Here is a 26,781-nt window from a genome sequence, read left to right as displayed (position 1 = left end):
GACCGTTACCTCGATCCGTCGCGCGCGAGCAGGAAATCGAGCATCGAGCTCTGCAGCGCATCGTACATGTCGGTGCCGGTCGAGGTCGGACACCCGCGGCGCCGTGCCGCCTCGATGAGCGGCGAGACGGCGGGGCTGGTGATGACGCAACCGACGAACGTTCCGGGCTCGAGCCGCGCCACGTCGACGGGCAGCGGATCGCCCGCCTTCATGCCGAGCGGCGTCGCATTGGCGACCAGATCGAAACCGGCGGGGTCCGCCGTGCCCGCATGAATCTCGGCGGTCCCGAGCGACTTCAGTTTGGCAATCAGTTGGTCCCGGCGGGCCACGTCCGTGTCGTGGATCGCAAGCGACCTGACGCCGGCCTCGACCAGCGCCATGGCGATGGCCGAACCGGCCCCGCCCGCGCCGATTTGCAACGCGCGCTTGCCAGCGGGATCGCCGCCATTGGCACGCACCGCGCCGACGAAGCCGAGGCCGTCGACGATGTCGCCGTGCCAGCCGCCTTCCGTCCGCCGGCGCATGATGTTGACCGAGCCGAGCAGGCGCGATCGTTCCGTTGCGCTGGCGCAAAACGCGTAGCAGGCGAATTTGTGCGGGACGGTGACGATGATGCCGTCGAGATTGCGCACCTCCGTTGCGGCCGTCAGGAACGCCTGGAGATGGGAGCCGTCGATCTGGACCGGGACCAGGATGGCGTCCTGGCCGCGATCGATGAAGGCTTGGGTGACACCGCCGGGCGATTTCACCTGCGCGATCGGATCGCCGACGATGATGTTGAGGCGGGTTGCGCCGGTCAGGTTCAGGCTGATCATTGTTCTTCTCTTTGCTAGGCCGCTCCGCGGGCTTCTGCTGCATCGGCCTGGACGACGCCGAGCAGGCGGGCCTGCAATTCGTGGTCTCGTTCGAGGATCTCGGCGTCGCCGGTGAAGGCGATCTGGCCGTTCACCAGGACATAGGCGCGATCGACGATCGGCAGCACCAGTTCTGCGTGGTGCTCGACGATCACCATCGCCACCTTGCCACGCAGCTTGATGAGCGCGTCCATCACTTCCTTGACGACGGCAGGCGCCAGGCCTTCGAACGGCTCGTCGAGCAGGATGAGCTTGCTCGGCACCATCAGCGCCCGTGCGATCGCCACCATCTGCCGTTCGCCGCCCGACAGGCTTTCCGCCTTCGCCGCTCGCCGTTCGCGAAGCCGCGGGAACAGGTCGAATGCCCCGTCCAGCCCGATGCCGCCGGGCCGCGCCGCGAGCTGGAGATTTTCGGTGACCGTCAGATTGGGGAACAGCCTGCGCCCCTCCGGGACGAGCGAGATGCCGAGCCGGTTGATCTCGTGGGGTTTGAGGCGTGCGAGCGAACGGCCTTGGAACGTGATGTCGCCGTTGCTGATGGTCAGCGTCCCGCTGAGGCTGCGCAACAAGGTCGTCTTGCCGACACCGTTGCGACCGAGCAGCGCTACCGCCTCGCCGGCGTGCACGGTGAGATCGACGGCTTCGAGCACCGTGCTGCCGCCATAGCCGGCCGAGACGCCGGCAGCCTCGAGCAGCACCGCGGCGCGGGCATGGGCGATGCGCTCGATTGCCGGAGGCGGGGCTTGCGCGCCGTCCTTGGCGGCGCCGAGATAGGCTGCGACCACGTCGGGATTGGCCGCGACCTCCGCCGGCTTGCCGTCGGCGATCATGCGCCCCTGGTGCAGCACCGAGATGCGATCGGAAATCGCCAGGACGCGGTCGATGTCGTGCTCGATCAGCAGCACGCCGTGGGTCTGCGCGAGCGTCCTGATGAGTTCGGCAACGACGACACGGTCGGCTTCGGCGAGTCCCGCCAGTGGTTCGTCGAGCAGCAGCAATTTGGAATCGATCGCCAGCGTAATCCCGATCTCCAGCAACCGCTTCGCGCCGTGCGGAAGATTGACGCACTGGTCGGCCGCGACGTCGGCGAGGCCGACGGCATCCAGGATCGACCAGGTCCGCGCATTGATCGCGTGCATGGCGTAGGCGTCGGCGATCAACCGGCCCGATCCGTTGCGCTGGGCCTGCACCGCCACGCGGACGTTCTCGAACACGGTCAGGTTGGGGAAGATCGACAGGATCTGGAACGAGCGTCCGATGCCGAGCCGGGCGCGGACATGCATCGCAACCCGTGTCACGTCGGTGCCGTCGAAGACGATGCGCCCGCCGCTCGGCTTCAGCGCGCCGGACAGCATGTTGAAGAACGTGGTCTTGCCGGCTCCGTTCGGTCCGATGATGCTGTGAAGCACGCCGCAGCGGACATCGAGGTCGATGCTCCTGGCGGTCACCAGGCTGCCGAAGTTCTTGCTCAGTCCGATGGTCTGCAACAGCAGTTTGCCTTGGCCGAGGCCGGCGGCGCTGCTTGCGAACGGCGCGATGACGGCGGGCCGCGGCGGGATGTCGGGACGCACCAGCGTCCAGCGCTGCCGGCCGAGCACCCGCTGCCAGAGCCCCTGCATCCCTTCCGGAGAGGTCAGCGCGAACAGCATCAGGATCGGCGCGAAGATCAGCCACCAGTTTTCCGTCACCGCCGACAGCCGGTCCTCGAGCATGATGAAGGCGATCGCGCCCCACAATGGTCCGAGCACGTGATGGACGCCGCCGAGCACGGTCATCAGCAGCGAATCGCCGGCATGCTGCCAGCTTAGATTGTTGGCGTAGACGCCTTCCAGCATGAAGGTAAGCAGCGCGCCGCCTAGGCCGACGAAGGCGCCGGTGAGGATCAGCGCGCCGTGCCGGAAGCGGTGGACGTCGTAGCCGAGACTGCTCGCGCGCTGCTCGTTGTCCCGGATCGCCTGCAGCACGCGGCCGAACGGCGAATGCGCGATCCGCCACAACAGCCAGATGCAGACGACGGTGACCAGAACGACGAAGACGTGAAACGACCAGGCGCTGGTGAATGTCGTGCGGTGAACGCCCTGCAAGCCGTTTTCGCCGCCGGTCACCGCGGTCCATTTGAAGGCGATCTCGAAGGCGATCTGGGAGAAGGCCAGCGTGAGCAGGGAGAAATACAATCCCTTGCGGCGCAGGATGATGGCGCCGATCGCGAGCGCGAGCAGGGCCGAGAACACCGTTGCGAACAGCAGCGCCACGAGATCGTTGCCGTAGCGGCCGAGGATGAAGAAGGCGGCCGCATAGCTCGCGCAGCCGAAGAACACCGAGGCGCCAAAGGGCACGAGGCCCGTGTAGCCGACAAGCAGATTCACGCCGGCGCCGTAGAGCGCGTAGATCGCGATCTGCGTGATCAGCGAGATCGGCGCTCCGAGCAGCGACCACACCGCGGTCAGCGCGGCGAGGACGAGCGCGGTTACGACCGCGGGATGACGTAGTGTAGCCAGATGTGTCACTCGAACCTCTCCCAGCGTTCGCCAAACAGTCCGCGCGGGCGGACGAGGAGAATGGCGGCCATCAGGATGTACATGGCCGCGCCCGACCATTCCGGTTGGAACTGGATGGTCATCGCGGTGGTGATGCCGACCAGGAGGCCGGCCACGACGGCGCCGAGGAAGGAGCCGAGCCCGCCGATGGTCACGATCACGAAGGCCGGCATGATGGCGCCGGCGGCCATCGACGGCGTGATGGTCCACAGCGGCGCTGCCAGCAATCCGCCGAGACCGGCGAGTAGGCAGCCGATGCTGAACACGCCGGTGAAGACGATCGGCAGGTTGATGCCGAGCAGTCCGACCATCTCCGGATCGCGCGATCCGGCGCGGATGATCCGGCCGTAGGGCGTGTACGCGAGGAAGGCCCAGAACAGCACCAGCACCAGCGCCGTCGTGGCCAGCACGAACATCCGGTACCTGGTGATCAGGATCGGGCCGTATTCGACGAAGCCCGAGAGGAATTTCGGCGCGGCGAAAGGCACCGGAGCTCCTCCGAAGATCAGCCGCAGCACCGCCTCGGCCAGCAGAGCCAGCGCAAAGGTCAGAATCAGGCCGAGCAGCGGCTCCTTGCCGTAGAGATGCCGGATCAGGACCATCTCGACGACCGCGCCGATCGCGCCTGTCAGCAGGGGGGCGGCAAGCGCGGCCCACCAGCCGAATTCCTTGCCGAGCGCATAAGCGAGATAGGCGCCGACCGCAAAGAAAGCGCCGTGGGCGAAATTGACGATACCGAGCATTCCGAAGATGATCGAGAGACCGATCGCGATCAGCACGTACAGAAAGCCCAGCACCAGGCCGTTGACGGCCTGAGACAGGATCATATCGAGCATGGCGTCATCCGTTGTTGGCGGACGGCGCGATGTGGCGGCCGCGGGCCTCCGCATCGCGCACGACCCGTGAGCGACGTCAGAGCGTGTCCATCTTGCAGGCGCTGTCGGCCTGCGCGCCGAAGGCCTTTGCGAGGTCGTCCGGCGTCTTCGGTAGTTCGGCCTTGACGTCGAAATAGTCCCACTTGTCGGTGATCTTCGGGCGGATGCCGGCCACCAGCAGGCGGCTCGTCATCTGGTGGTCGAAGCTGCGATAGCCGACGTCCATGTCGCCGCGGCGATAGGTCCAGTTCTCGAGCGCCTGGACGATCGCGCCGGGCTCGGTCGACTTCGCCATTTCGATGGAATCGAGCAGGCTCTTCATGCCGAGCCAGCCCATCCAGGCCTTGTCGGCGGCGGGGCGGCCGTGCTTCTTTTCGTAGGCCGCCGCCATCGCCTGCTCCTCGGGCGAATTGTTGGGATTCTTGTACCACCAGGTGATGGTGTAGAGCCCGTCGGCGGCTTCCGGGCCGACGCCCCACAGATCGGTGTTGCCGACCGAGATCTCGGCGAAGGGAATCTTGCCCTTCATGCCGAGTTCGTTCCACTGCTTGAGGAAGGTGGTGAGATCGCTGGCGGCGATGCCGCCGATCACGACGTCGGGTTTGGCGGCGCGGATCTTCAGGATGAAGGACGAATAGTCCGGCGTTCCGACCGGGACTTCGTCGGCGCCGACCACGGCGCCGCCGTTGGCGGTGATATAGTCGGTGAAGGCGCGCTTGATGTCCTGGCCGAAGGCGTAGGACGCCGTCAGGAGGTACCACTTCTTGCCGATCGAGGCGCAATAGGGCGCAAGGACGCGGGCGTGCACGTCGACTGGCGGCTGCAGGCGGAAGGTGTACTTGTTGCAGGACTTCCCGGTGAGGTCGCCGGTGGCGGCGTTGGCCGCGATGTAGGGAATCTTGGCCTTCTTGGCGACCGACGAAATTGCGAGTGCAAAGGACGACAGCGCGCCGCCCACCATGCCGACGACCTTCTGTTCGCCGACGAGCCGCTCCGCGCTCTGCTGCGCGCCTTGCGGATTGGGCTCGTCCAGCCAGACGATCTCGGCAGGCCGCCCCAGCAGCATGTTGTTGCGCTGCTCGAGCGCGAGCATGCCGCCCTGGGCGAGATATTCCGCCTGGTCGACGATCGAGCCGGTCTTGGCCCAGATCATGCCGATCTTGATCGGTTCGGTGGCGGCAGCGTTGCCGATATAGGGCATGCCGAGGCGCGAGGCCGCGAGCGATGTCGCGCCCAGGAGAAGTCCGCGCCGGCCGATGCGCAAACTCGTGGCGGTGCGGGTCTTCGTTGGTTCCGTCATGTCGATCCTCCCCTCGTTGATCGAGCCGGTCGTTACCGGCGGGCCGCACATGCGGCTCTTGCGGGGCGAGCCCTACCATGGCTGGAATTGGATTCCAATATCAAAAAAGCCAGAACTGGAATCCAATTCCAATCGGGATGGACGCATGCTAGAAGCGATCCAAGCGATGCCAAGTCGAAGAGGGGTGTGGAATGACCAAGGCCACGGTGGCCGTGATCGGCGCTGGCGCGATCGGGCGTGCCCATGTCGAGACGATGCTTGGGGCGGACAGTTGCGTGCTCGCGGCGATCGCCGAACCCTCAGCCGGAGGAAGGGCTTACGCCGACGGCCTTGGCGTGCGCTGCTACGCCGACCCGCTCGACCTGTTGCGTGAGGTGAAGCCGGAGGCGGCGATCATTGCCACGCCGAATGCGACGCATCGCGAGCTCGCCATCGCATGCATCGAGCGCGGCATCGTGCCGCTGGTCGAGAAGCCGATCGCGAGTACGCTTGCCGATGCCGCGGCGATCGCGGCGGCGTCGGAGCGCTCGGGCGTGCCCGTGCTGGTCGGGCATCATCGGCGGCACAATCCGATCATCCGGCGGGCGCGGGCGATGGTGGCGGAGGGCGCGCTCGGTCGCCTGACCAACGCCACCGTGCTCTACACTTTCTACAAGCCCGCCGAATATTTCGAGATGGCGTGGCGGCGCGAGGCCGGCGGCGGGCCGGTCCTCATCAATCTGATCCACGAGATCGACCTGATCCGCCACGTCTGCGGCGAGATCGCCTCCGTTCAAGCCATCGCATCCAACGCGGTGCGCGGCTTTGCTGTCGAGGACTCGGCGGCCGTGCTGCTCCGCCTCGTCAATGGCGCGCTGGTGACGCTGAACCTCAGCGACACCGCGGTCTCGCCGTGGAGCTGGGATCTCGCCAGCGGCGAGAGTATGAACTATCCGCCGCAGCCGGTCCCGGTGCAGACCCATTTCCTGAGCGGCACCGAAGGTTCGCTCACGCTGCCGACGCTCGACCATTGGCATTACAAGTCCGGCAAGAGCTGGTTTGCGCCGATCACGCGCGACGGCATCGAGATCGGGCGTGGCGATCCCTATCGCGCCCAGCTCGACCATTTGGTACGGGTGGTTCGCGGTGAGGAACCGCCGCTGATTTCCGCGCGCGACGGCGCGCTCACCCTGCGCGCCACGATGGCGGTTCACAAGGCCGCCGAATCCGGCCAGATCGTGCGGCCTGATCAGGAGATGCAACTGTGAATCAGGATGCCCTGATGTCGAAGAATTCGGATCCCGCGGAAGCGCCGAGCGGCCTTCTGGAGCGCACTCTCGGCGTGCTCGAACTGCTGGCCACCAATGCCCACGGCATGCCGCTGTTCGAGATCGCCGATGCCTTGCACATCCCGCGCAGCGCGACGCATCGCGTGCTCACCAGCCTGATCGAGCACGGCTACGTCAAGCAGGAGCGCGAGCAGGGCGCCTACCAGCTCACGGCCAAGATCGCTTCGCTCGCCTTCACCTTTCTCGCCGGCAGCGGCATCACCGACTTTGCGCAGCCGCTGCTCGATCGCCTCGCCCGCGAGAGCGGTGAACTGGTGCGTCTCGCGATGATCGACGGCCGCGAACTGGTCTGGGTTGCCAAGGCGCAAGGCTCGCCCGCCGGGCTACGCTACGATCCCGACATGGGCCAGGTCGGCCGGCTGTCCTGCTCGGCGAGCGGACTTGCCTGGTTGTCATGCCTGCCGGACGAGGAGGCGCGCGCGCTAGTCGAGCGGCAGGGCTACGGCCTGCGCAAGGACTATGGGCCGCGCGCGCCGGAGAACTGGCCTGCGCTGCAAAAATATCTGCGCCAGACCCGCAAGCGCGGGGTCAGCATCTGCGTGCAGACCTATACGCCCTGGATGAGCGCGACCGCCGCGCCGGTCCGCCATCCGAAGACCAAGGAGGTGACCGGTGCCGTCGTGATCGCCGGCCCTCATATCCGTCTCACCGAAGAGCGGATGCTCGCGCTGGCGCCGGCTCTGCTGCAGACGGCGCAGGAGCTGTCGATGGCGACGCTCGCATCGCCGGGACTCCGCGGCGCGGGACTGCACGGCAGCTTTTTCAACACCAATGCGTCCTGAGTGGGCCGAGCATGACGACGATGCGGATGTTGATCACGGGCGGTGGCGGCTTCATCGGCGCATGGCTGGCGCGGCGTCTTGCGGCTGATGACCATCGTCTCGTCGTGTTCGAGCCGGTCGCGCGCAGCGCGCAGTTCGACGGGATCGTCGGGCCGGCCGCGGCGGCCATCGAATGGTGCCACGGCGATATTGCCGACTCGCGGGCTGTGCGCGCGGCGGCCGAGGGCTGCGATGCGATCGTCCATCTCGCCGGCATCCTGACGCCGGCCTGCAAGGACGATCCGGTCCGCGGCGCGATGATCAACCTGGTCGGAACGCTGAACGTGTTCGAGGCGGCGCGCATATTGGGGATTCGGCGCATCGTGTTCAGCAGCAGCGCCGGGGTCTACGGTCCCGACGACGACGTCACGCCGCGTCCGATCACCCATTACGGCACGTTCAAGCTCGCCTGCGAGGGTAGCGCGCGCGCCTATTGGGCGGACCACGGCATCGCCAGCGTCGGCTTCCGGCCCTACATCGTCTACGGCTTTGGCCGCGAGACCGGGCTGACGGCGGGGCCCTCGCTCGCCTGCCGCGCGGCGGCCCGCGGTGAGCGCTACGCGATTCCCTATGTCGGCACCGCGGGCCTCGTCCATGTCGACGACGTGGTCGCGGCCTATGAGGCGGCGCTCCGCCGCGAGCCCGACGGCGCGCTGGTGTTCAACCTGCCGGGCGAGGTGGTCTCGAACGACGATGTCGTCGCGGCGGTGCGCGCCGCCGTGCCCGATGCGAAGATCGGCATCGAAGGGCCGGTGCTGCCTTTTGCAGAGGACATCGGCGAGGGCGATTTGCGCCGCGTCTTTCCCGATCTGCCGGCGACTTCGCTGCGCGAGGGGATTCGCCGCACCGTCGAGCAATACCGGGCCGCGTCATGATTCTGCCGGCGCTCGGCGCCCACACGTTCGGCTTTGTCTGGGACTGCGCCGCCGACGAAGCGATCGAGCGGCTTGCCGCCGCCGGCTATCGCGCCGTGCAATTGATGGCGACGCCGCCGCATTTCGATCCCTGGCGAGCGGATGCGGCGCGAACGCGGCGAATCCGCGCGGTGCTCGACCGTTACGGCCTCTCGCTGCTCGCGCTCGATCTCGCCAGCAGCGACGTCAATCTCGCCAGTCCTGCGCCACACGTGGTCGATTTTGCGGTGGAGGCCTATTCGGCCGCCATCGACCGCGCGGCCGAACTCGGCGCCCGCTGGATCTGCGTCGGCTCCGGACGCCGCCATGCGCTGCTGGCCAGGGCCAACGATCGCCTGATGGTCAGCTTTCACGACGCCTTCGCCCGCATCCATGACAAGGCGCAGCGCGCGGGCATCCCGATCGTCCTGGAAAATCATCCTCAGGGACTTCTCGCCAGCGCCGCCGATATCGTGCGCTTCCTCGACGCCGAAGGTTACGCCGACATGCCGGTGATCTACGACGTCGCCAACGCTGTTGCGATCGGCGAGGATCCGGTCGCGGGGCTGGAGGCGCTGTGGCGGCGCCTCGGCATCATCCATCTGTCCGATAGCCCGAAAGGGCATTGGCGGCACGATCCGATCGGCACCGGGGAGATCGATTTTGCCGCCATCGCCACGTTGCTTCGGCAGCGCCGTTACGCGGGCAAGATCGTCCTCGAAATCCTGTCGGACCGGCCTCTGGAGGATCTCGACGCGGGTGCCACTCTTCTGCAGGGGCAGGGGCTGGCGTTCACGCGCGGCGCCTGACCGATCCGTTGGCGCGCGTCTCCTCGGGGATCAGGCTGTCGCGAAAGCGCCCGGGCGGCAGGCCGGCATTGCGCGCGAAGAACCGGTTGAAGTAGGCGGGATCCTCATAGCCGAGCGCGGCGCCGATCTCGTTCACGGTCATGTCCGAATAGAGCAGGTTGCGCTTGGCCTCGGTGATGAGGCGGTCATTGATCAGTGCCAGCGACGACTTGCCGGTCGCGAGGCGGCAGCAGGCGTTGAGGCGCGCCGTCGTTACGCCGAGCCTGCGGGCATAGAAATCGAGCGGCGGGTGCTGGCGGTAATGTTTTTCGACCAGTTCGCGAAAGCGCATCACCGTCTCGATGTCGCGCGCGAGGGCGACGGGGCGGGCCTGTTCCTGCGCCCGCAGCCTCCGGACAGCGACCGCCAGCAGTTGCAGATAGGCCTTGATGGCGCTGCGCCGGCCCGGCGCCGACCAGACGAATTCGTGCGCGAGCGCGGCGAACAATCCGATCAGGTCGATGTCCTCGCCGATCTGCTGCGGCAGAAAGCGGCGCGGCGCGGCGAAGCCGTCGACCAGTTCGGGATCTCCATCCAGTGCCGCCTGGAGGAAAGGCGGTGCGACGGTGATGACGTAGCCGTCGGTGCCGGGCTCGAAGCGGATGGCGTGGATCGTGAGCGCCGGAACGATCACCAGCGCCGGCGGCGACAGCTCCCAGGTCTGCCCCTCGATCTCGATCTCGCCGCCGCCCTTGCTGATGGCCAGGAGCTGATGGTGGTCGGGATGGCTGTGCGTCCGGATCGTCCAATCGTGACGGCCGCTGCGCACGGGGATCGGCTCGATGTGCAGGAACGACGGCTCGACCTTCGGCGCGGCCTCTTCGTAGAGAAAATAGTGCGGGATCATGTCGATGGTTCCCCCCGGCGGCGCCGTCGCGAAGGCTGCGCGCCGCACCGCACTTGCGGAAAGTACAATGCAAAAGGAGTTTCGTCCATTGGCGGCGCAATCCGCTGCGCCTATCCCGAGCACACGTATCGGCGCGTTCGCAGCATAAGCGGCGGCCTGAGAGGGAGATGCCAATGCCGGGAGCACAGCGCAATCGGTCGTGCGACGTACTGGTGGTGGGATCCGGTGCCGGCGGATTGTCCACCGCGATCACCGCTCGCAAATCCGGGCTCGATGTGATCATCGTCGAGAAGGACGAGTATTTCGGCGGCACCACCGCCTTCTCCGGCGGCGTGCTCTGGGTGCCCGGCAACCGTCATGCCCGCGATGCCGGGGTGACCGACAGCCGCGAGGCGGCGCGCATCTATCTCCAGCACGAGACCGGCAACCATTTCGACGATGCCGCGATCGACACCTTTCTCGACGCCGGCCCGCGCATGCTCGACTTCTTCGAGACCGAGACCGAAGCGAAATTCGTGCTGTCGGCCTATCCCGACTATCACCCGGACGTCGAGGGCGGCGCGAAGCTCAGCCGCTCGGTGACCGCGGCGCCCTACGACGCCCGCGCGCTTGGCGCGGAGATCCGAAGGCTGCGGCCGCCGCTCGAGACCATCACCTTCATCGGCATGATGTTCAACTCGTCCAACGACGAGCTGAAGCACTTCTTCCGCGTCACCAGTTCGCTCGCCTCCGCGATCTACGTAGCCAAGCGGCTTGCGAGCCATCTCTGGGATCTCGCGCGCTATCGCCGCGGCGTCAAGATCACCAGCGGCAACGCGCTGGCGGCGCGGCTTGCCAGGACGGTGTTCGACCTCAAAATCCCGCTGCTCACGGCAACGCCGGCGCAACGGCTCATCAGCCGCAACGGTGCCGTCGCAGGCGCGGTCGTCAGCGATGCCGAGGGCGAATACGAGATCACGGCACACCGCGCCGTCGTGCTGGCAAGCGGTGGGTTTCCGCACGATCAGGCACGCATCGCGCGCGCCTATCCGCACCTGGCCCGCGGCGGCGAACATCTGTCGCCGACGCCGTCGGCCAACACCGGCGACGGCATCCGCATGGCGGAGGAGGCGGGCGGCAGCTGCGACATCCGCTTTCCCAATGCGGCGGCCTGGATGCCGGTGTCGCGCGTGCCGCTGGGGCATCGCACCGGCGTGTTTCCGCATCTCGTCGACCGCTACAAGCCCGGCGTGATCGCGGTGAACAGGCAAGGACGCCGCTTCACCAACGAGTCCGAATCCTATCACGACGTCGGCGCGGCGATGATCGCCGATGGCGCGGGCGGCGGGGAGACCGCGGCCTGGCTGATCTGCGATCACGCCACGATCCGCAGATACGGCCTCGGCTATGCCAAGCCGGCGCCGGTACCCGTCGGCACCTTCGTGCGCAACGGCTATCTGAGCCGCGGCGCGACCTTGCGCGAGCTTGCTGCGGCCGTGGGAATCGATGCCGCCGGCCTGGAAGCAACGGTGCGTGAGTACAACGAGGGCGCGGTGCACGGGATCGACCGCGCGTTCAAGCGCGGCGCGACGGCCTTCAACCGCTATCTCGGCGACGCCGAGCATAAGCCGAATCCCAACGTCGCCCCGATCGGCGCCGGGCCGTACTACGCGCTGAAGCTCATCATGGGCGATCTCGGAACGTTCGACGGCCTGACCACCGACGTGGTCGGCCGCGTGATGCGCCCCGACGGCACGGCGATCGCCGGGCTCTATGCCGTCGGCAATGATCGCGCCTCGATCATGGGCGGCAACTATCCCGGCGCCGGCATCACGCTCGGGCCGATCATGACGTTCGGCTACATCACCGGCCGCCATCTCGCCGGCCAGCAAGCCTAGAGGAGCCTCCGATGACCGAGCCTGCGATCGTCGACCTGCGCGTCTACACCATACGCCTGCGGAAGATGGCCGAGTTCATCGACGTTTTCGACCGGCTCGCGATGCCTGTGCAGCTTCAATATCTCGGGCGTCCGCTCGGCATGTTCACCAGCGCGGTCGGCCCATTGAACCAGATCGTGCATCTCTGGGGCTTTGCCGACATGGGCGAGTTCGAGCGCCGGCATGCAGCGCGCGACAGGGATCCCGATTGGCCCGCCTATCTCAAGGCATCGGAGGATCTGATCGTTGCGCAGGAGAACCGGCTGATCCGCAGGATCGCGCTGCCGTCGCTTGCCGGCCTGGCGAGCTGAAGCACGCATTCTTCCATCTTCACGCTTTCGGGGTTTGCCATGGCATGGATTGATCTCGCCGCGAAGGTCGCGGTGGTCACGGGGGGCGGCGCGGGCATCGGACGCGGCATCGCGCTGGGGCTCGCCGCGGTCGGTGCCGATGTGGTCGTGCTGGATCGCGACGAGGCAGCATCGGCAGTTGCAGCCGAGATCCGAGACCAGGGTGGCCGCGCGGCGTTCTTCCCCTGCGATGTCACGAGCGATGACGAGGTCGCGCGCGTCGCCGAGCAAATGGCGGCAAAGGTCGGGCCGCCGGCGATTCTGGTCAACAATGCCGGCACGATGCTGCCCGGCGGCCTCGACGGCATGACCATGGCGGAATGGGATCGTGTTCTGTCGCTCAACCTGACCGGCTATCTGCGCTGCGCGCGGGTGTTCGGTGAACCGATGTTGGAACGGAAGGCGGGGGCAATCGTCCACGTCGCCTCGATCTCGGCGTCCTGCCCGCAGAGCTACAGCGGCGCCTACAGCGTCAGCAAGGCCGGTGTCGTCATGCTGTCCCGCCAGCTTGCCGTGGAATGGGGGCCGCGCGGCGTGCGCAGCAACGTCGTGAGCCCCGGCATGATCCGTACGCCGATGACCGAGGGAATCTATCAGGCACCGGGCGTTCTGGACGCGCGACGCAGGCTGGTGCCTGCGCAGCGCATCGGCCGGCCGGAGGACATTGCGGATGCCGTGGTGTTCCTCGCCAGCGAACGTGCGAGCTACATTACCGGCGAGGAGATCATCGTCGATGGCGGTTTCACCAAGACGCTGATGGGCGTCATTCCCCGCCCCGGTTTCGAGCCGGGCTGAATCTCGGGCAATGCCCGCCGCGGCCATGGAGTGAAATCGATGCTGCTGAAGGACAAGATCGCCGTCGTCACCGGGGCCGGCTCCGGGATTGGAGCTGCGATCGCGCGCCTGTTCGTGTCCGAGGGCGCCAAGGTCATGATCGGCGATCTCGCTGACAGCGGCGGAGTCCTTGCAGCAGACCTCGCGGCGCAAGGCTTCGAGGCCGCCTTCCAGCGCGTCGATGTGACCGATGAGGCGAGCGTCGCCAGATTGATCGAGACGGCAGTGTCGCGCTTCGGCCGGCTCGATTGTCTCGTCGCCAATGCCGGTATCCCCGAGTGCAAGTCGCCAATTCACGAGCTCGACCTCGCGAACTGGCGGCGCGTGATCGACATCGATCTCACGGGGGTGGCGATCTGCAACAAGTTTGCCGCCCGCGCCATGCGCGCGACCGGCGGAGGCGCGATCGTCAACATGGCCTCGATCCTCGGCCATGTCGGCCAGGAGAACAGCAACGCCTATTCGGCCGCGAAGGCCGCGGTGGTCAATCTCACACGCTCGGTCGCGCTGACCTATGCGCGCAGCGGCATCAGGGCCAATTGCGTCTCGCCGGGCTATGTCGACACGCCGTTGCTCGCGAGGCTTCCGGAGGCGACGCGCCAAGCCATGCTGGTGCGCCAGCCGATCGGGCGCCTGGCCCGGCCCGAGGAGATTGCGGAGGTGGTCGGTTTTCTGGCGAGTGACCGCGCCTCGATCGTGACCGGCGCGTGCATCAACGCCGACGGCGGCTATACGGCAATCTAGTTCGCGCGCCATTGCCGGCGCCGATTGGATGTTGATGATCGAGTTGGGCGATCGCGACGGCGCGCCGCTCACGCCTTCCAGATCACCGATTGCTCGTGGCGCCGGATCAGGTCCGAAAGGCTCGCGAAGCCTTTCGCGACGGAGTCGGAGAACGCCGCCACGGCCGGTGATTGCGGGCTGCCGGCGAGCCGGAGAATGCCGAGCGCGCGTTCGGGGTGAGGCACGCGCAGCGGCAGCGCGGTGATCTCGCGCTCCTTGCGATAGGCGAAGACGACGCCGTGCGGCAGGATCGTGAGCGCGTCGGTCCGTTTCAGGTAGTTCATCGCGCTCGCCAGCGAGCCGCCGACATAGGGGACGCTGACGCCGGTCGATCCGAACGACAGCAGCAGCGCGCGCATGTCGGCCTGCAGCGGACTGTTCGGCGGCGGCGCGATCCAGGGATAGTCCAAGATCTCCGATCCCCTGAGCTTGCGCTTCAGCAGCAGCGGGTGGGTGACGCGGCAGGCGACAACGTTGCGGCCGGGCAGGATGCGCTGGAATTCGAGATCGTCGCCGTCGAGGACGTCGACCGGGCAGATCGCCAGATCGATCCGGTCGGCGCGGATCGCCTCCTGCAGGTCGGGCATGTAGCCGTAGCTCTGGATCACGCGTACGTCGGGATGGGCGTTGTGGAACTCGGCGATCAGGCCCGAGATCAGCCCGTCCATGAAGAACTGGGTGCCCGCGACCCGCACGGTGCCGGCGCGGCCGAGGCGGAAATTGTCGACGAGCTCGGAGGCCTTGCGGGAGGCGAGCAGCATGGCCTGGCCGTGATCGGCCAGCGCGCGGCCGAACGGCGTCGGGCGCAGCGGCCGCCGGCCTTTCACGAACAGCGGCTCGCCCAGCCGCTTTTCCAGCGCGGCGAGCGTGCGGGAGACGGCAGGCTGCGTCATGCCGAGCAGCGCAGCGCCCTCTGTGACCCCGCCCGCATTGATGACGGCCGCGAGCTGGACCAAATGGCGTTCGTCGATCTTCATAGCGATTCGCTATATTATGTCACAGATAAATCATCAATGCTCCAGCCGCGCCCTGCTACCGTGCCTCAAAATGGGAAACGCGTTTGGGGAGGAGCGATGCGGCAGGAACTGCCCATCGATCGTGGCGGCGAGCGGTCGAGCGACGCCGTGGCGGAGCGCATTGCGCGCGCCGGCAGCGGGAGGCTCGCGACCGGCTTGATCGCCGTCGTCGGCCACGTCCATCAGCTGATCCGCGAGCTGCGCCCGACCAGGGCCGAGTGGCGCGAGGTGATGGCCTATCTGGCCGCCGTCGGCGATGCGACGACCGACAATCGTCAGGAATGGGTGTTGCTGGCCGATCTGATCGGCGCGACCGCGCTGGTCGAGGACATCAACAGCCGCCGTCCTCCGGGCGCGACGCCGAACGCACCGCGCGGGCCGTTCTATCGTGCAGACGCGCCGCGCCGGGCCAATGGCGCGAACATCTGTCTCGACGGGGTCGGCGAGCCGCTCGCAGTTCAGGGCCGGGTGGTCGATCTCGACGGCCACCCGATTGCCGGTGCTATCGTCGAGACGTGGCAGGCCAACGGGCAGGGCTTCTTCGAGAACCAGCAGCCGGACGAGCAGCCCGACTGCAATCTCCGCGGCATTTTCACCACCGATCCCAATGGCTCGTTCAACTATGTCACCATCAAGCCGGCGAGCTACGCAGTCCCCACAGACGGCCCTGCGGGCAAGCTGCTCGGCAGGCTCGGCTGCCCGCTGCGCCGGCCGGCCAACATCCACTTCATCATCTCGGCGGACGGCTTCGAGCAGATCACGACCCAGCTGTTCGACCGGGCCGAGGCTGCGGCCACCGAAGATGCGCTGCATTGCGTGAAGCCGACTCTGCTCGCCGATTTCGAGCGCACCAAGCGCAAGGACGTTCCCTGGCGCCTTTCTTTCAGCTTCGTGATGGCGCGCGCGCCGAGGACGAGGAACATGATATGACCAGCGCCCGCGCCTTCGTCTTTCCTGGCATCCGGTCGCGTGTCGTGTTCGGATCCGGCACGCTGGCGCAACTCGCTTCTGAAATGGATCGGCTGGGCCGCAAGCGCGCGCTGCTGCTCGCGACGCCGCAGCAGCGCAAGGACGTCGAAGCGCTGGCCGATCGCCTCGGCAGCGCGACCGCCGGCGTGTTCGCCGGCGCGGTGATGCATACGCCGGTCAACGTCACGCGCGCGGCGATCGCCGCTTTCGAGCAGAGCAGGGCCGACTGCGTCATCGCGCTCGGCGGCGGCTCGTCGATCGGCCTCGGCAAGGCGATTGCGTTGCGCACCGGCGCCGATCAGATCGCGATCCCGACCACCTATGCCGGATCTGAGATGACCGACATCCTGGGCGAGACAAGCGGCGGCGAGAAGACCACGCGGCGCGATCCAGCGATCCTGCCGGAAACGGTGATCTACGACGTCGACCTGTCCCTGACGCTGCCGAAGGAGATGACGGTGTCGTCGGGCCTGAATGCGATCGCGCACGCGGCGGAGGCGCTCTATGCGGCCGATCGCAATCCGATCCTGTCGCTGATGGCCGCCGATGCGATCAGGGCGTTCGCCAGCGCGTTGCCTGCGATCTTGGCAAACCCCGCGGCCAAGAGCGCCCGCGCCGACGCGCTCTATGGCGCGTGGCTCTGCGGCGCTGTGCTCGGAGGCGTCTCGATGGCGCTGCATCACATGCTCTGCCACACGCTCGGCGGCGGCTTTGATACGCCGCATGCGCAGACGCATGCGATCCTGCTGCCGCACACCATCGGCTTCAACGCTGCTGCCGTCGGTGATCTCCTGAAGCCGGTGTCCGACGCGCTCGGCGGCGCCACGCCCGGCAAGGCACTGCATCGCTTTGCGGCTCGGCTTGACGCGCCAACCAGGCTGCGGGATCTCGGCCTGACCGAGTCCGATCTGGATCGCGCCGCCGCAATCGCGGCGCGGAATCCTTATTTCAACCCACGCCCGTTCGGCATGGCCGAGATTCGCACAGTGCTGCAGGATGCGTGGGCAGGCACTGAACCACCGTTCTAGAACGACCGGCATCCAACAATAAAACAGGAAGGAAACGAGACATGATCACGCGACGAAGGCTCCTCGAGACGGCCGCCGTGGGCGGCCTGCTCTCCGCCACCGATACGCTCTTCCAGCCCGCGCTCGCCGCGGGCAAGGCGGCGAAGATCGGCTATGTCAGCCCGCAGAGTGGGCCGCTGGCTGCGTTCGCCGAGGCCGACAAGTTCATCATCGACGGCTTCCTCTCGGCAGCGAAATCGGCCGGGCTTCAGGTCCAGGTCGTCGTGAAGGACAGCCAGTCCAATCCCAACCGCGCTGCCGAGGTCGCCAAGGAGCTGATCGTCAGCGACAAGGTCAATCTGATGCTGGTCGCCTCGACGCCGGAGACGACCAATCCGGTGTCGACGACCTGCGAGTCCGAGGGCCTGCCGTGCATCTCCACTGTCGCGCCTTGGCAGCCCTGGTTCATCGGCCAGCAGGGCAATCCCGGCGATCCGGCATCATGGAAGCCGTTCAGCTCCAGCTATCATTTCTTCTGGGGCCTCGAGGACGTGATCGCCGTCTTCACCAACATGTGGGCGCAGCTCTCGACCAACAAGCAGGTCGGCGGTCTCTTTCCCAATGACGGCGACGGCAATGCCTGGGGCGACGGCAAGGTCGGCTTCCCGCCGGTGCTGACCGAGAAGGGCTACAAGCTGATCGACCCAGGCCGCTACCAGAACCTGTCGGACGACTTCTCCGCGCAGATCAACGCGTTCAAGTCCGGCAATGTCGAGATCGTCACCGGCGTGATGATCCCGCCGGATTTCACCACGTTTTGGAATCAGGCCAAGCAGAAGGGCTTTACGCCGAAGATCGCTTCGATCGGCAAGGCGCTGCTGTTCCCGCAAGCCGTGGAAGCCTTGGGCAAGCAGGGCCACAACCTGTCCTCCGAAGTGTGGTGGACGCCGAGCCATCCATTCAAGTCGTCGCTGACAGGCGCGTCGGCCAAGGAGCTCGCCGACGGCTTCACGGCGGCAACGAAGCGGCCCTGGACGCAGCCGATCGGCTTCGTACACGCGCTGTTCGAGATCGCGGCCGACGTGCTCAAGCGGGTCGATGATCCGACCAATGCCGACACGATGATTGCGGCGGTCGCGGCGACCAAGCTCGATACGATCGTCGGCCCGATCGCTTGGAACGGCGCCAAGCTGCCGCCCTTCGCGGCGAAGAACGTGTGCAAGACGCCGCTGGTCGGCGGACAGTGGCGCCTCAAGGACGGCGGCGGCTACGACCTCGTCATCACCGACAACAAGACCGCGCCGAACATCCCCGCGGGCGGGAAGATGGAGCTGATCGCCTGACGATCGAATGCGGAGCATCCGACGTGCCCATCCTCGAGCTCGATCATGTCGCCAAGCGTTTCGGCGCGCTGAAGGTCACGGACGACGTGACCTTCAGCGTCGCGCCGGGCGAGGCGCTGGGCATCATCGGGCCGAACGGTGCCGGCAAGTCGACGCTGTTCAACCTGATCACCGGCAATCTCCGCGTCGATGCCGGCCGCGTCGCCTTCGACGGGGCCGACGTCACGCGGATGCCGCCGATGGCGCGTTGTCACTCCGGCGTCGGACGCACCTTCCAGATCCCGCAGCCGTTCGAGAAGCTCACCGTGTTCGAGAATCTCGTGGTGGCAGCAAGCATGGGATCACGCAAGGCAGAGTCGGAGGTGACCGACCGTTGCGCCGAGATCCTGGTGAAGACCGGACTGATCGATCGCGCCAATATGCTCGCCGGCGGCCTCGGCCTCCTGCAGAGGAAGCGGCTCGAACTGGCCCGCGCGCTCGCCACAGATCCGAAGCTGCTGCTGCTCGACGAGATCGCAGGCGGTCTGACCGAGGCCGAATGCCAGTCTCTCGTCGAGACGGTGCGCAGCATCCACGACACCGGGGTCACCATCGTCTGGATCGAGCACGTGCTGCATGCGCTGAACGCCGTGGTGCAACGGCTGCTGGTGCTCAATTTCGGCAAGGTCATCGGCATCGGCAAGCCTGAGGAGATCATGGCCTCCAGCGCGGTGCGCGAGATCTATCTGGGGATCGAGGTCTGATGGCGCTGCTCGCAACCCATGGGCTGACGGCGTTCTACCGCGATTTCCAGGCGCTGTTCGGCGTCGATTTGATGCTGGAAGCCGGTGAGACGATCGCCATCGTCGGCGCCAACGGGGCCGGCAAGTCGACCCTGATGCGTTCGATCTCCGGCGTGCTGCGCAATGGCGCGGATCAGATCCTGTTCGAGGGCCGTCCGATCGGCGCGATGAGCGCGCCGCAGGTGATGGGGCTCGGCATCGCGATGGTGCCGGAAGGACGCAAGCTGTTTCCGTCGCTCTCGGTAGAGGAGAACCTGCTGATCGGCCGTTACGGCCGCGCTACCGATGGGCCGTGGTCGCTGGAGACGATCTACCAGCTGTTTCCCGTGCTGAAGGAACGGCGCAATACGCCGGGCACCGCGCTGTCCGGTGGCCAGCAGCAGATGGTGGCGATCGGGCGGGCGCTGATGTCGAACCCGCGCGTGCTGCTCTGCGACGAGCTCAGCCTCGGGCTGGCGCCGATCATCATCAAGGACATCTACGCGGCATTTCCAGCGATCCGCGCCAGCGGCGCATCGATCGTGATCGTCGAGCAGGATATCGGCCAGGCGATGAAGGTTGCCGACCGGCTGTATTGCATGATGGAGGGGAGGGTGACTCTGACCGGGCGCCCGGCGGAGTTGAGCCGCGACGCGATTCATGCCGCCTATTTCGGAGCGCATGCATGAACTGGGCGGACACCATCCTGCAGGGCGTGCTGCTCGGCGGCCTCTACGCGCTGTTCGCCGCTGGCCTGTCGCTGGTGTTCGGCATCATGCGGCTGGTCAATCTGGCGCATGGCGACCTGATCGTGCTCGCGGCCTATCTGATCCTCGTGCTCGTCAGCACGCTCGGCCTCCACCCGTTCGTCGCCGTTCTGATCGCAATGCCGGTGATGTTCGGCATCGGCTGGCTGCTGCAATCCTACGTGCTCAACCGCACCCTCGGTCCCGACATCCTGCCGCCGCTGCTCGTGACCTTCGGTCTTTCTGTCGTGCTTCAGAACGGGCTGCTGCAGGCCTCCTCGGCGGACAGCCGTCGCATTCCTTCGGGTGTTCTGGAGACCGCATCGGTCGCCATCGGGCCCCTCAATATCGGCGTGATGCCGATGCTGACCTTCGCGTCCGCCGTCGCCGTGATCCTGATCCTGAACCGTGTGCTCTACGGCACCGAGCTCGGCCGCGCCTTCCGTGCCACGTCGGATGACGCTGTCACGGCCGGCCTGATGGGGATCAAGCCGCATCGCACCTTCGCCGTCGCAACCGGCATCGCCATGGCGATCGTCGCCATCGCCGCGGTGTTTCTCGGCACCCGCGCCAATTTCGACCCGACCATCGGTCCGGCCCGCCTGATCTACGCCTTCGAGGCTGTCATCATGGGCGGCCTCGGCTCGCTCTGGGGCACCTTGGCCGGCGGCGTCGTCCTTGGCGTCGCGCAAACGATCGGCGGCGCGATCAATCCGGAATGGCAGATCCTCGCCGGACATATCGCCTTCGTGCTCGTGCTGTTGGTCCGTCCGCGCGGCTTCTTCCCGCGCGCGGTCGATTAGGAGCACGACGATGCACGGACGGACCATCCCCTGGCGCGTCGAGACGAGGACCAAGGCCTCGACGGTCTTCGCTCTGATCGCAACGCTGATCGTCGTCGCCGGCGCAATCGCGCCGGTCTATCTGTCGCGCGCGATCCTGCAGGATCTGTTCTTCATCCTGACCATGCTGGTGCTGGCGCAGAGCTGGAATCTGCTGGCCGGCTACGCGGGGCTGGTCTCGGTGGGTCAACAGGCGTTCGTCGGCGTCGGCGCCTACTTGATGTTTGCCGGCGTCATCCTGCTCAGGCTCGATCCGCTCCTTGCGATCCTGCTCGGCGGCGTCGCCGCGGCGCTGCTCGCCATCCCCGCGGGCTTCTTCGTCTTCCGCCTGCAGGGCGCCTATTTCGCGATCGGCACCTGGGTGGTCGCCGAGATCGTTCGTCTCGTCGTGGCGCAGTGGAAGACGCTCGGCGGCGGCACCGGCACCTCGCTGCCGGGCACGGCCACGCGGGCCATGTTCGGCACCGATTTCGTGCAGCGCCTGCTGGGCGTCCGGCCGGCGCAGGCGGTGGACGTGATCTGCTATTGGCTGGCGCTGCTGCTCGCTGTCGCGACGATCTTCACGGTCTATCGTCTGTTGCGCTCGCGCCATGGCCTCGCGCTGGCCTCCGTGCGTGACAATCAGGAGGCCGCGCGCGCGATCGGCGTCGATGCGCGGCGGCTGAGAGCGATGGTCTATCTGACCAGCGCCTTCCTGACCGGACTGGTCGGCGCGCTGATCTATGTGCAGAAGGCAAGGATCTCGCCGGACGCCGCGTTCTCGGTGATCGACTGGACGGCCTATGTCATCTTCATCGTCGTCATCGGCGGCATCGGTACCATCGAAGGCCCGATCGTCGGCGTGCTGATCTTCTTCGCACTGCAGAAGCTGCTCGCCGATTTCGGCTCGATCTATCTGCTGGCGCTGGGGCTGATCGGCATCGTCATCATGCTGTTCGCGCCGCAAGGATTGTGGGGCCTGTTCGCGAGCCGGACCGGCATCCAGCTGCTACCGGTCCGCCGCCTGCTGCGCGGCGGATCATTCGACAACTGACAACAAACGACAGGGAGGGCCCGATGGCCGACATCACGACAGACGTTCTCATCATTGGCACCGGCCCGGCCGGCTCTGCGGCTGCGGCGCTGTTGTCCACCTACGGCGTCGAGAACATGGTGGTCAACCGCTACCGATGGCTGGCGAACACGCCGCGCGCCCACATCACCAATCAGCGCACCATGGAAGTGCTGCGCGACCTCGGCCGCGACGTCGAGGACGAGGCCTACATGTTCGCCTCGGAGCAGGACATCATGGGCGAGAACGTGTTCTGCACCTCGCTGGCCGGCGAGGAGATCGGCCGGCTGAAGACGTGGGGCACCCATCCGCTGTCGCGCGCCGAGCATCAGCTGTCCTCGCCGACTGAGATGAACGACCTGCCGCAGACCTATATGGAGCCGCTGCTGTTCAAGACCGCGTGCTCGCGCGGCACGCAGGCGCGCATGTCCACGGTCTACGAAAGCCATGTGCAGGATGCGGACGGCGTCACGACGACGCTGCTCGATCGCCTGACCGGCAAGACGCTCACGGTGCGTTCGAAATATCTGCTCGGCGCCGACGGCGGCAATTCGCTGGTGGCTCAACACGCCGAGCTGCCGTTCGAGGGCAAGATGGGCGTCGGAGGCTCGATGAACATCCTGTTCAAGGCGGATCTGTCGCGCTACGTCGCGCATCGGCCGTCCGTGCTGTATTGGGTGGTGCAGCCCGGCGCCGATGTCGGCGGCATCGGCATGGGGCTGGTGCGCATGGTCCGACCCTGGAACGAGTGGCTGATCGTGTGGGGCTACGACATCAACCAGCCGGCGCCCGACGTCGACGAAGCCTTCGCGATCAAGGTGGCGCGCGACCTCGTCGGCGACCAGGAGCTCGAGATTGAGCTACAATCGGTGTCGACCTGGACCGTCAACAACATGTATGCGACGAAGACCTCGAACGGACGCGTGTTCTGCATGGGCGATGCGATCCACCGCCACCCGCCGTCGAACGGGTTGGGGTCCAACACCTCGATCCAGGACGCCTTCAACCTCGCCTGGAAGCTCGCTTATGTGATCAAGGACCGCGCCGGCCCGAAGCTGCTCGACAGCTACACGGTTGAGCGCGCGCCGATCGCCAAACAGATCGTCACCCGCGCCAACAAGTCGATCGAGGAGTTCGGCCCGATCTTCCAGGCGCTGGGCCTGCTCGACTCGATTGATCCGGTGAAGATGCAGCAGAACATGGATGCGCGCTGTGACCGCACCGACAACGCCGAGCAACAGCGCGCCCGGATCCGCGAGACCATCGCCAGCAAGGTCTACGAGTTCGATGCGCACGGCGTCGAGATGAATCACCGTTACCGCTCCGAGGCGATCGTGACCGATGGTCAGACGGAACCAGGGTTCAGCAAGGACCCCGAGCTGCATTTCCAGCAGACGACGTGGCCCGGCGCCCGGCTGCCGCACGCCTGGCTGTTCGGCAGGGATGGCGAGAAGATCTCGACGCTCGACCTCGCCGGGCACGGCAAATTTACGGTGCTCACCGGCATCGGCGGCGAGGCCTGGGCCGCGGCGGCCAAGACGGTCGGCAAGGAGCTCGGCATCGAGATCGACGCCCATGTGATCGGGCCGCGGCAGACGTGGCAGGATCTCAACGGCGACTGGTGTCGGCTGCGCGAGGTCAGGGACGGCGGCATCGTGCTGACGCGTCCGGATCAGCACGTGGGCTGGCGGCGCGAGACCCTGGCCGAGGATCCGGTCGCGGAACTGCGCCGTGTCTTCAAGCAGATTCTTTCAAACTGAGGCGGAAAGGAAAAACTCATGGATGATCATGAGCAGGGCTATTTCACGGAAGAGAACTCTGCCGAGATCGTGATCGGACGCAACAAGAACGCCAAGGACGCCCGGCTCAAGGAGGTGATGGCCGTCATCACCCGCAAGCTGCATGAAGCGGTGAAGGAGATCGAGCCCACGCAGAAGGAGTGGTTCGAGGCGATCATGTTCCTGACCCGGACAGGGCAGATGTGCACCGACTGGCGCCAGGAGTTCATCCTGCTGTCCGATACGCTCGGCGTCTCGATGCTGGTTGACGCAATCAATCACCGCAAGCCGGCTGGCGCCTCGGAGAGCACCGTGCTCGGGCCGTTCTATGTGCACGATGCGCCGGAACTGCCGCTCGGCAGCAACATCTGCCTCGACCACAAGGGCGAGGACATGGTGATTTCCGGCATCGTCCGCGACACTGCAGGACGCCCGGTCCCGAACGTCAAGCTCGACGTCTGGCAGACCAACGATGACGGCTTCTATGACGTGCAGCAGAAGGGCCTGCAGCCGGACTTCAATCTGCGCGGCGTGTTCCGCACCGACGATGCCGGCCGCTACTGGTTCCGCGCGGTGAAGCCGCGCTTCTATCCGATCCCCGACGATGGCCCGGTCGGCCAGCTGCTGGGCAAGCTCGGACGGCATCCCTTCAGGCCCGCGCACCTGCACTTCATCATATCCGCGGACGGCTTCGAGACGCTGACGACCCACATCTTCGATCCTGACGATCGCTACATCGACTCGGACGCGGTGTTCGGCGTCAAGAAGAGCCTGCTCGCGACGTTCGAGAAGGTCGATGATCCCGAACGGGCGCGGCAGTTCGCGTTTGCCAATCCGTTCTGGGAGACGCAGTTCGACTTCGTTCTCGCGGCCGAAAAGTCATAGGCCCGAGAATTGCCCTCTGCGTCCTGCTCGAACGCTGCGTGACAACCAGCGCATTCGGGCAGAGACGTCCTGCAGCTTGCCGCTTTTCCGTCCGGCGGAAGTTCGCATTGCCGGGTTTCCAACAATCCGCCCCACGCCGAACACCGAAGCGCTCGCCTTGCGCATGTGACGTGCGCCGGGGCGGCCATATTTCATGCGCTACCTTAAAGGTATTCCAGTCGTGACAGCCCCGAATCCATTTGATGCGTTGCGCGAGGCTCAGCATGATGCAGGCTCACGATTGATTTGAGCGGCGGACGTCCTTGTCGTTTTGACAGCTCCAGGACACGCCATCAGCGCCTCAGAGGAGGTCGAGCGTCCTGCGCCTGTCGGGCGCAGGATTTTGCTTGTCTGCTCGTTTCCGGATCTTGCCGTTTTTCAATCGTGGCCGACGGATCGATATCGAACGAGTCGACTGGCGCGGTCTGATCCCAGGCGGCGTGGTGGTGAAGCAGGGTGGGTTCGAGCGCAATGCGGCTGTGGGTTCAGGTTCATACATGGACGTCGCTGATCAGCATGGTGTTCATGCTGATGTTGTGTCTGACAGGGCTTCCGCTGATCTTCCATGAGGAGATCAGTCACTATCTCGAGGACGAGATCTCCGCGCCTGCGATGCCGCCGGGCACGCCGGTGCTGCCGCTCGATCGCCTGATCGCCTCGGCCAGGCAGCAATTGCCGGACCAGCATGTGATGTTCGTGGCCGTGAAGCAGGCCGAGCCAGTGGTGGTGGTCGCGATGTCGCCGACGGCCATCCCGGTGCCGGGCCAGTTTCATCGCCTGACCGTGGATACGCGCACGGGCGCCATCCTGGGCGAAGAGGCGCCGCACCAGGATGTCATGGACGTCATCCTGCGCATCCACCGGGATATGTTCACCGGCCTTCCGGGTGAACTGTTTCTCGGCCTGATGGGGTTGATCTTCGCAGCGTCCATCGTCTCCGGCATCGTCGTCTATTGGCCGTTCATGCGGCGCCTGCAGTTTGGAACGGTCCGTGATCGCTCGGCGCGGCTGAAATGGCTCGACCTGCACAATCTGCTCGGCATCGTCACGGTGAGCTGGGCGCTGGCGGTCGGCGTGACCGGCACCATCAACACGCTCGCCGTTCCGCTGTTCGATCTCTGGCGTGCGCAGACCCTGCCGGCGCTGCTCGCGCCCTATCAGGGCAAGCCGCTCGCCGAAGCGAAGTCCGTCGAAGCCGCGGTCGCCGCCGTCCGCGCCGCTTTGCCGGATCGATTGGTCGCATCCGTGACCATGCCGACCACGGCGCGGTTCGGCAGCCCGCAACATCTGATCGTCTGGACCAAGGGCAGGACGCCGTTCACGGCGCGCATGTTCACGCCCGTGCTGGTCGACGCCCAGGACAGCACCAAGATGGTCGCGCCGGGATTGGCATGGTATCTGCGCGCCCTGCAGGTGTCGCGGCCGCTGCATTTTGGCGACTACGGTGGGCTCCCGCTGAAGATCATCTGGGCCCTGCTCGACGTGATCACCATCATCGTGCTCTGCAGTGGTCTCTATCTGTGGGTGGCGAAGCGCCGGGGCAGCAGGCGCAAGGTTGCGGCCGTCGTTGCATCCGGCGCGCCGGCCGTGGTGTCGCCATGAGGTCTTCGGCAGAGCCGTCGCGCGTTCCGCAGCTCTCGACATGGCAGGTGTTTCGCGCGCCGCTGCTGGTCGGTCTCGTCGCGGCGGCCGGCCTGGCGTTCGGGTTGTTCGGTGATGGTGTCTGGGACGGTCTGTGCTGGCTCGGGCTATCAATTCCGATCGTGCTGTCGTTGATCTATGGCGCGAGGCGGAAGGTCGGCCTCAAGTCGGCGCCGTCGAGCGTTCAGGCCGAGGCAAGGGACGCTCCGCTCCGGGTGATCGGGCCTTCCCGCATTGAAGGCAAGCATCCGTAGCCTCGTTGGCGCCTCGTCGCAGCGCTCCGGCCTTGCGACGAAGCTCGGCGCGACCGCGTGCCGCAGGCAAAGGCATGGCGATCGATCCGTCGAACTCCCTTGCTCGATCGATCATGAGCGGATGCGCGCCGTCGTGCGTCGCCGGCCGCGGTGCGGCCTCGTCAATCGATTCCACGAGCGCTCCGTCCCGAAAAAGGGGGCGATTGCTCGTGTCTGTTCGTGGCCGCGAAACAATCAGAAACGTCGGATGCCTCCTACCGTCG

The 26,781-nt window shown here is 66.3% G+C and carries 25 protein-coding genes; 19 read left to right on the top strand and 6 right to left on the bottom strand.

Going from position 1 to position 26,781, the window contains the following annotated elements:
• Nucleotides 1–5: 5 nt before the first annotated feature.
• The 4 genes from ACQR1B_RS06325 to ACQR1B_RS06310 all read right to left on the bottom strand — a co-directional run bounded on the left by ACQR1B_RS06325 (nucleotide 6) and on the right by ACQR1B_RS06310 (nucleotide 5,566).
• Entirely contained in the window at nucleotides 6–815 is an 810-nt protein-coding gene (locus ACQR1B_RS06325) for a shikimate dehydrogenase family protein (RefSeq protein ID WP_434837159.1), read from the bottom strand.
• A 14-nt stretch (nucleotides 816–829) separates the two neighbouring features.
• The gene (locus tag ACQR1B_RS06320) at nucleotides 830–3,361 is read right to left on the bottom strand and encodes a branched-chain amino acid ABC transporter ATP-binding protein/permease (RefSeq protein WP_434837158.1); all 2,532 of its coding nucleotides are present in this window, start codon (nucleotides 3,359–3,361) and stop codon (nucleotides 830–832) included.
• Nucleotides 3,358–4,227 (bottom strand): branched-chain amino acid ABC transporter permease, encoded by an 870-nt coding sequence (locus ACQR1B_RS06315; protein WP_434837157.1) that lies wholly within the window; start codon nucleotides 4,225–4,227, stop codon nucleotides 3,358–3,360. The genes ACQR1B_RS06320 and ACQR1B_RS06315 overlap by 4 nt, the downstream gene beginning before the upstream one ends.
• A 76-nt stretch (nucleotides 4,228–4,303) precedes the next feature.
• Nucleotides 4,304–5,566, bottom strand: coding sequence for an ABC transporter substrate-binding protein (locus ACQR1B_RS06310; protein WP_434837156.1), 1,263 nt, complete (start codon nucleotides 5,564–5,566; stop codon nucleotides 4,304–4,306).
• A 191-nt stretch (nucleotides 5,567–5,757) separates the two neighbouring features.
• Here ACQR1B_RS06310 and ACQR1B_RS06305 point away from each other — a divergent pair, with 191 nt between their 5' ends.
• From ACQR1B_RS06305 to ACQR1B_RS06290, 4 genes are read left to right on the top strand one after another with little or no spacing between them, the layout of a single operon-like run.
• Nucleotides 5,758–6,813 (top strand): Gfo/Idh/MocA family protein, encoded by a 1,056-nt coding sequence (locus ACQR1B_RS06305; RefSeq protein WP_434837155.1) that lies wholly within the window; start codon nucleotides 5,758–5,760, stop codon nucleotides 6,811–6,813.
• A gap of 14 nt (nucleotides 6,814–6,827) precedes the next feature.
• A complete protein-coding gene (locus ACQR1B_RS06300) occupies nucleotides 6,828–7,676 on the top strand; it encodes an IclR family transcriptional regulator (protein ID WP_434837154.1) in 849 nt (282 codons plus the stop codon).
• A gap of 20 nt (nucleotides 7,677–7,696) precedes the next feature.
• Entirely contained in the window at nucleotides 7,697–8,590 is an 894-nt protein-coding gene (locus ACQR1B_RS06295; protein WP_434837153.1) for an NAD-dependent epimerase/dehydratase family protein, read from the top strand.
• Nucleotides 8,587–9,417, top strand: coding sequence for a sugar phosphate isomerase/epimerase family protein (locus ACQR1B_RS06290; protein WP_434837152.1), 831 nt, complete (start codon nucleotides 8,587–8,589; stop codon nucleotides 9,415–9,417). The genes ACQR1B_RS06295 and ACQR1B_RS06290 overlap by 4 nt, the downstream gene beginning before the upstream one ends.
• Here ACQR1B_RS06290 and ACQR1B_RS06285 read toward each other — a convergent pair.
• Nucleotides 9,401–10,303, bottom strand: coding sequence for a helix-turn-helix domain-containing protein (locus tag ACQR1B_RS06285; RefSeq protein ID WP_434837151.1), 903 nt, complete (start codon nucleotides 10,301–10,303; stop codon nucleotides 9,401–9,403). The two genes, ACQR1B_RS06290 and ACQR1B_RS06285, sit on opposite strands and share 17 nt — an antisense overlap.
• A gap of 173 nt (nucleotides 10,304–10,476) precedes the next feature.
• Between ACQR1B_RS06285 and ACQR1B_RS06280 the strand changes: the two genes are divergently transcribed.
• From ACQR1B_RS06280 to ACQR1B_RS06265, 4 genes are read left to right on the top strand one after another with little or no spacing between them, the layout of a single operon-like run.
• Nucleotides 10,477–12,180 (top strand): FAD-dependent oxidoreductase, encoded by a 1,704-nt coding sequence (locus ACQR1B_RS06280; protein WP_434837150.1) that lies wholly within the window; start codon nucleotides 10,477–10,479, stop codon nucleotides 12,178–12,180.
• An 11-nt stretch (nucleotides 12,181–12,191) separates the two neighbouring features.
• Nucleotides 12,192–12,530 carry an NIPSNAP family protein gene (locus ACQR1B_RS06275; RefSeq protein WP_434837149.1) on the top strand — a complete coding sequence of 113 codons (339 nt, stop codon included), beginning with the start codon at nucleotides 12,192–12,194 and terminating at the stop codon, nucleotides 12,528–12,530.
• A gap of 39 nt (nucleotides 12,531–12,569) precedes the next feature.
• The gene (locus tag ACQR1B_RS06270) at nucleotides 12,570–13,364 is read left to right on the top strand and encodes an SDR family NAD(P)-dependent oxidoreductase (RefSeq protein WP_434837148.1); all 795 of its coding nucleotides are present in this window, start codon (nucleotides 12,570–12,572) and stop codon (nucleotides 13,362–13,364) included.
• A 39-nt stretch (nucleotides 13,365–13,403) separates the two neighbouring features.
• Nucleotides 13,404–14,147, top strand: coding sequence for an SDR family NAD(P)-dependent oxidoreductase (locus tag ACQR1B_RS06265; RefSeq protein ID WP_434837147.1), 744 nt, complete (start codon nucleotides 13,404–13,406; stop codon nucleotides 14,145–14,147).
• A 68-nt stretch (nucleotides 14,148–14,215) separates the two neighbouring features.
• On the opposite strand, the gene ACQR1B_RS06260 is transcribed toward ACQR1B_RS06265, so the two are convergent.
• Entirely contained in the window at nucleotides 14,216–15,163 is a 948-nt protein-coding gene (locus ACQR1B_RS06260) for a LysR family transcriptional regulator (RefSeq protein ID WP_434837146.1), read from the bottom strand.
• A 96-nt stretch (nucleotides 15,164–15,259) separates the two neighbouring features.
• Between ACQR1B_RS06260 and ACQR1B_RS06255 the strand changes: the two genes are divergently transcribed.
• The 11 genes from ACQR1B_RS06255 (at nucleotide 15,260) to ACQR1B_RS06205 (ending at nucleotide 26,518) form a co-directional block, all read left to right on the top strand.
• Entirely contained in the window at nucleotides 15,260–16,132 is an 873-nt protein-coding gene (locus ACQR1B_RS06255; protein WP_434837145.1) for a dioxygenase, read from the top strand.
• Nucleotides 16,129–17,199, top strand: coding sequence for a maleylacetate reductase (locus ACQR1B_RS06250; protein ID WP_434837144.1), 1,071 nt, complete (start codon nucleotides 16,129–16,131; stop codon nucleotides 17,197–17,199). Before ACQR1B_RS06255 ends, ACQR1B_RS06250 begins: the two co-directional genes overlap by 4 nt.
• A 41-nt stretch (nucleotides 17,200–17,240) precedes the next feature.
• Nucleotides 17,241–18,521, top strand: coding sequence for an ABC transporter substrate-binding protein (locus ACQR1B_RS06245; protein WP_434837143.1), 1,281 nt, complete (start codon nucleotides 17,241–17,243; stop codon nucleotides 18,519–18,521).
• A gap of 23 nt (nucleotides 18,522–18,544) precedes the next feature.
• Nucleotides 18,545–19,264, top strand: a complete 720-nt coding sequence (locus ACQR1B_RS06240; RefSeq protein ID WP_434837142.1) for an ABC transporter ATP-binding protein — start codon at nucleotides 18,545–18,547, stop codon at nucleotides 19,262–19,264.
• On the top strand, nucleotides 19,264–19,971 hold the full coding sequence (locus tag ACQR1B_RS06235; RefSeq protein WP_434837141.1) for an ABC transporter ATP-binding protein: 708 nt from the start codon (nucleotides 19,264–19,266) through the stop codon (nucleotides 19,969–19,971). The genes ACQR1B_RS06240 and ACQR1B_RS06235 overlap by 1 nt, the downstream gene beginning before the upstream one ends.
• On the top strand, nucleotides 19,968–20,831 hold the full coding sequence (locus ACQR1B_RS06230) for a branched-chain amino acid ABC transporter permease (RefSeq protein WP_434837140.1): 864 nt from the start codon (nucleotides 19,968–19,970) through the stop codon (nucleotides 20,829–20,831). The genes ACQR1B_RS06235 and ACQR1B_RS06230 overlap by 4 nt, the downstream gene beginning before the upstream one ends.
• Nucleotides 20,832–20,841: 10 nt before the next feature.
• On the top strand, nucleotides 20,842–21,903 hold the full coding sequence (locus ACQR1B_RS06225) for a branched-chain amino acid ABC transporter permease (RefSeq protein WP_434837139.1): 1,062 nt from the start codon (nucleotides 20,842–20,844) through the stop codon (nucleotides 21,901–21,903).
• Nucleotides 21,904–21,926: 23 nt separating this feature from the next.
• Entirely contained in the window at nucleotides 21,927–23,681 is a 1,755-nt protein-coding gene (locus ACQR1B_RS06220; RefSeq protein WP_434837138.1) for an FAD-dependent oxidoreductase, read from the top strand.
• Between the two features lie 18 nt (nucleotides 23,682–23,699).
• Nucleotides 23,700–24,584 carry an intradiol ring-cleavage dioxygenase gene (locus ACQR1B_RS06215; protein WP_434837137.1) on the top strand — a complete coding sequence of 295 codons (885 nt, stop codon included), beginning with the start codon at nucleotides 23,700–23,702 and terminating at the stop codon, nucleotides 24,582–24,584.
• Nucleotides 24,585–25,094: 510 nt separating this feature from the next.
• On the top strand, nucleotides 25,095–26,225 hold the full coding sequence (locus ACQR1B_RS06210; RefSeq protein WP_434837179.1) for a PepSY-associated TM helix domain-containing protein: 1,131 nt from the start codon (nucleotides 25,095–25,097) through the stop codon (nucleotides 26,223–26,225).
• Nucleotides 26,222–26,518 (top strand): hypothetical protein, encoded by a 297-nt coding sequence (locus ACQR1B_RS06205; RefSeq protein ID WP_434837136.1) that lies wholly within the window; start codon nucleotides 26,222–26,224, stop codon nucleotides 26,516–26,518. Before ACQR1B_RS06210 ends, ACQR1B_RS06205 begins: the two co-directional genes overlap by 4 nt.
• Nucleotides 26,519–26,781: the final 263 nt, after the last annotated feature.

The organism is Bradyrhizobium oligotrophicum, from assembly GCF_051168495.1.
Taxonomy (GTDB): Bacteria; Pseudomonadota; Alphaproteobacteria; order Rhizobiales; family Xanthobacteraceae; genus Bradyrhizobium; species Bradyrhizobium oligotrophicum_A.
This window is presented reverse-complemented; position numbering and strand designations above follow the sequence as displayed.

Excerpts from the sequence above, each read along its gene's own strand:
- ACQR1B_RS06255 (WP_434837145.1), top strand. The coding sequence starts at position 15,260 with ATGCGGCAGGAACTGCCCATCGATCGTGGCGGCGAGCGGTCGAGCGAC.
- ACQR1B_RS06285 (WP_434837151.1), bottom strand. The coding sequence starts at position 10,303 with ATGATCCCGCACTATTTTCTCTACGAAGAGGCCGCGCCGAAGGTCGAG.
- ACQR1B_RS06270 (WP_434837148.1), top strand. The coding sequence starts at position 12,570 with ATGGCATGGATTGATCTCGCCGCGAAGGTCGCGGTGGTCACGGGGGGC.
- ACQR1B_RS06245 (WP_434837143.1), top strand. The coding sequence starts at position 17,241 with ATGATCACGCGACGAAGGCTCCTCGAGACGGCCGCCGTGGGCGGCCTG.
- ACQR1B_RS06225 (WP_434837139.1), top strand. The coding sequence starts at position 20,842 with ATGCACGGACGGACCATCCCCTGGCGCGTCGAGACGAGGACCAAGGCC.
- ACQR1B_RS06295 (WP_434837153.1), top strand. The coding sequence starts at position 7,697 with ATGCGGATGTTGATCACGGGCGGTGGCGGCTTCATCGGCGCATGGCTG.
- ACQR1B_RS06250 (WP_434837144.1), top strand. The coding sequence starts at position 16,129 with ATGACCAGCGCCCGCGCCTTCGTCTTTCCTGGCATCCGGTCGCGTGTC.
- ACQR1B_RS06290 (WP_434837152.1), top strand. The coding sequence starts at position 8,587 with ATGATTCTGCCGGCGCTCGGCGCCCACACGTTCGGCTTTGTCTGGGAC.
- ACQR1B_RS06280 (WP_434837150.1), top strand. The coding sequence starts at position 10,477 with ATGCCGGGAGCACAGCGCAATCGGTCGTGCGACGTACTGGTGGTGGGA.
- ACQR1B_RS06235 (WP_434837141.1), top strand. The coding sequence starts at position 19,264 with ATGGCGCTGCTCGCAACCCATGGGCTGACGGCGTTCTACCGCGATTTC.
- ACQR1B_RS06220 (WP_434837138.1), top strand. The coding sequence starts at position 21,927 with ATGGCCGACATCACGACAGACGTTCTCATCATTGGCACCGGCCCGGCC.
- ACQR1B_RS06230 (WP_434837140.1), top strand. The coding sequence starts at position 19,968 with ATGAACTGGGCGGACACCATCCTGCAGGGCGTGCTGCTCGGCGGCCTC.
- ACQR1B_RS06215 (WP_434837137.1), top strand. The coding sequence starts at position 23,700 with ATGGATGATCATGAGCAGGGCTATTTCACGGAAGAGAACTCTGCCGAG.
- ACQR1B_RS06305 (WP_434837155.1), top strand. The coding sequence starts at position 5,758 with ATGACCAAGGCCACGGTGGCCGTGATCGGCGCTGGCGCGATCGGGCGT.
- ACQR1B_RS06275 (WP_434837149.1), top strand. The coding sequence starts at position 12,192 with ATGACCGAGCCTGCGATCGTCGACCTGCGCGTCTACACCATACGCCTG.
- ACQR1B_RS06310 (WP_434837156.1), bottom strand. The coding sequence starts at position 5,566 with ATGACGGAACCAACGAAGACCCGCACCGCCACGAGTTTGCGCATCGGC.
- ACQR1B_RS06315 (WP_434837157.1), bottom strand. The coding sequence starts at position 4,227 with ATGCTCGATATGATCCTGTCTCAGGCCGTCAACGGCCTGGTGCTGGGC.
- ACQR1B_RS06205 (WP_434837136.1), top strand. The coding sequence starts at position 26,222 with ATGAGGTCTTCGGCAGAGCCGTCGCGCGTTCCGCAGCTCTCGACATGG.
- ACQR1B_RS06210 (WP_434837179.1), top strand. The coding sequence starts at position 25,095 with ATGCGGCTGTGGGTTCAGGTTCATACATGGACGTCGCTGATCAGCATG.
- ACQR1B_RS06260 (WP_434837146.1), bottom strand. The coding sequence starts at position 15,163 with ATGAAGATCGACGAACGCCATTTGGTCCAGCTCGCGGCCGTCATCAAT.
- ACQR1B_RS06265 (WP_434837147.1), top strand. The coding sequence starts at position 13,404 with ATGCTGCTGAAGGACAAGATCGCCGTCGTCACCGGGGCCGGCTCCGGG.
- ACQR1B_RS06300 (WP_434837154.1), top strand. The coding sequence starts at position 6,828 with ATGTCGAAGAATTCGGATCCCGCGGAAGCGCCGAGCGGCCTTCTGGAG.
- ACQR1B_RS06325 (WP_434837159.1), bottom strand. The coding sequence starts at position 815 with ATGATCAGCCTGAACCTGACCGGCGCAACCCGCCTCAACATCATCGTC.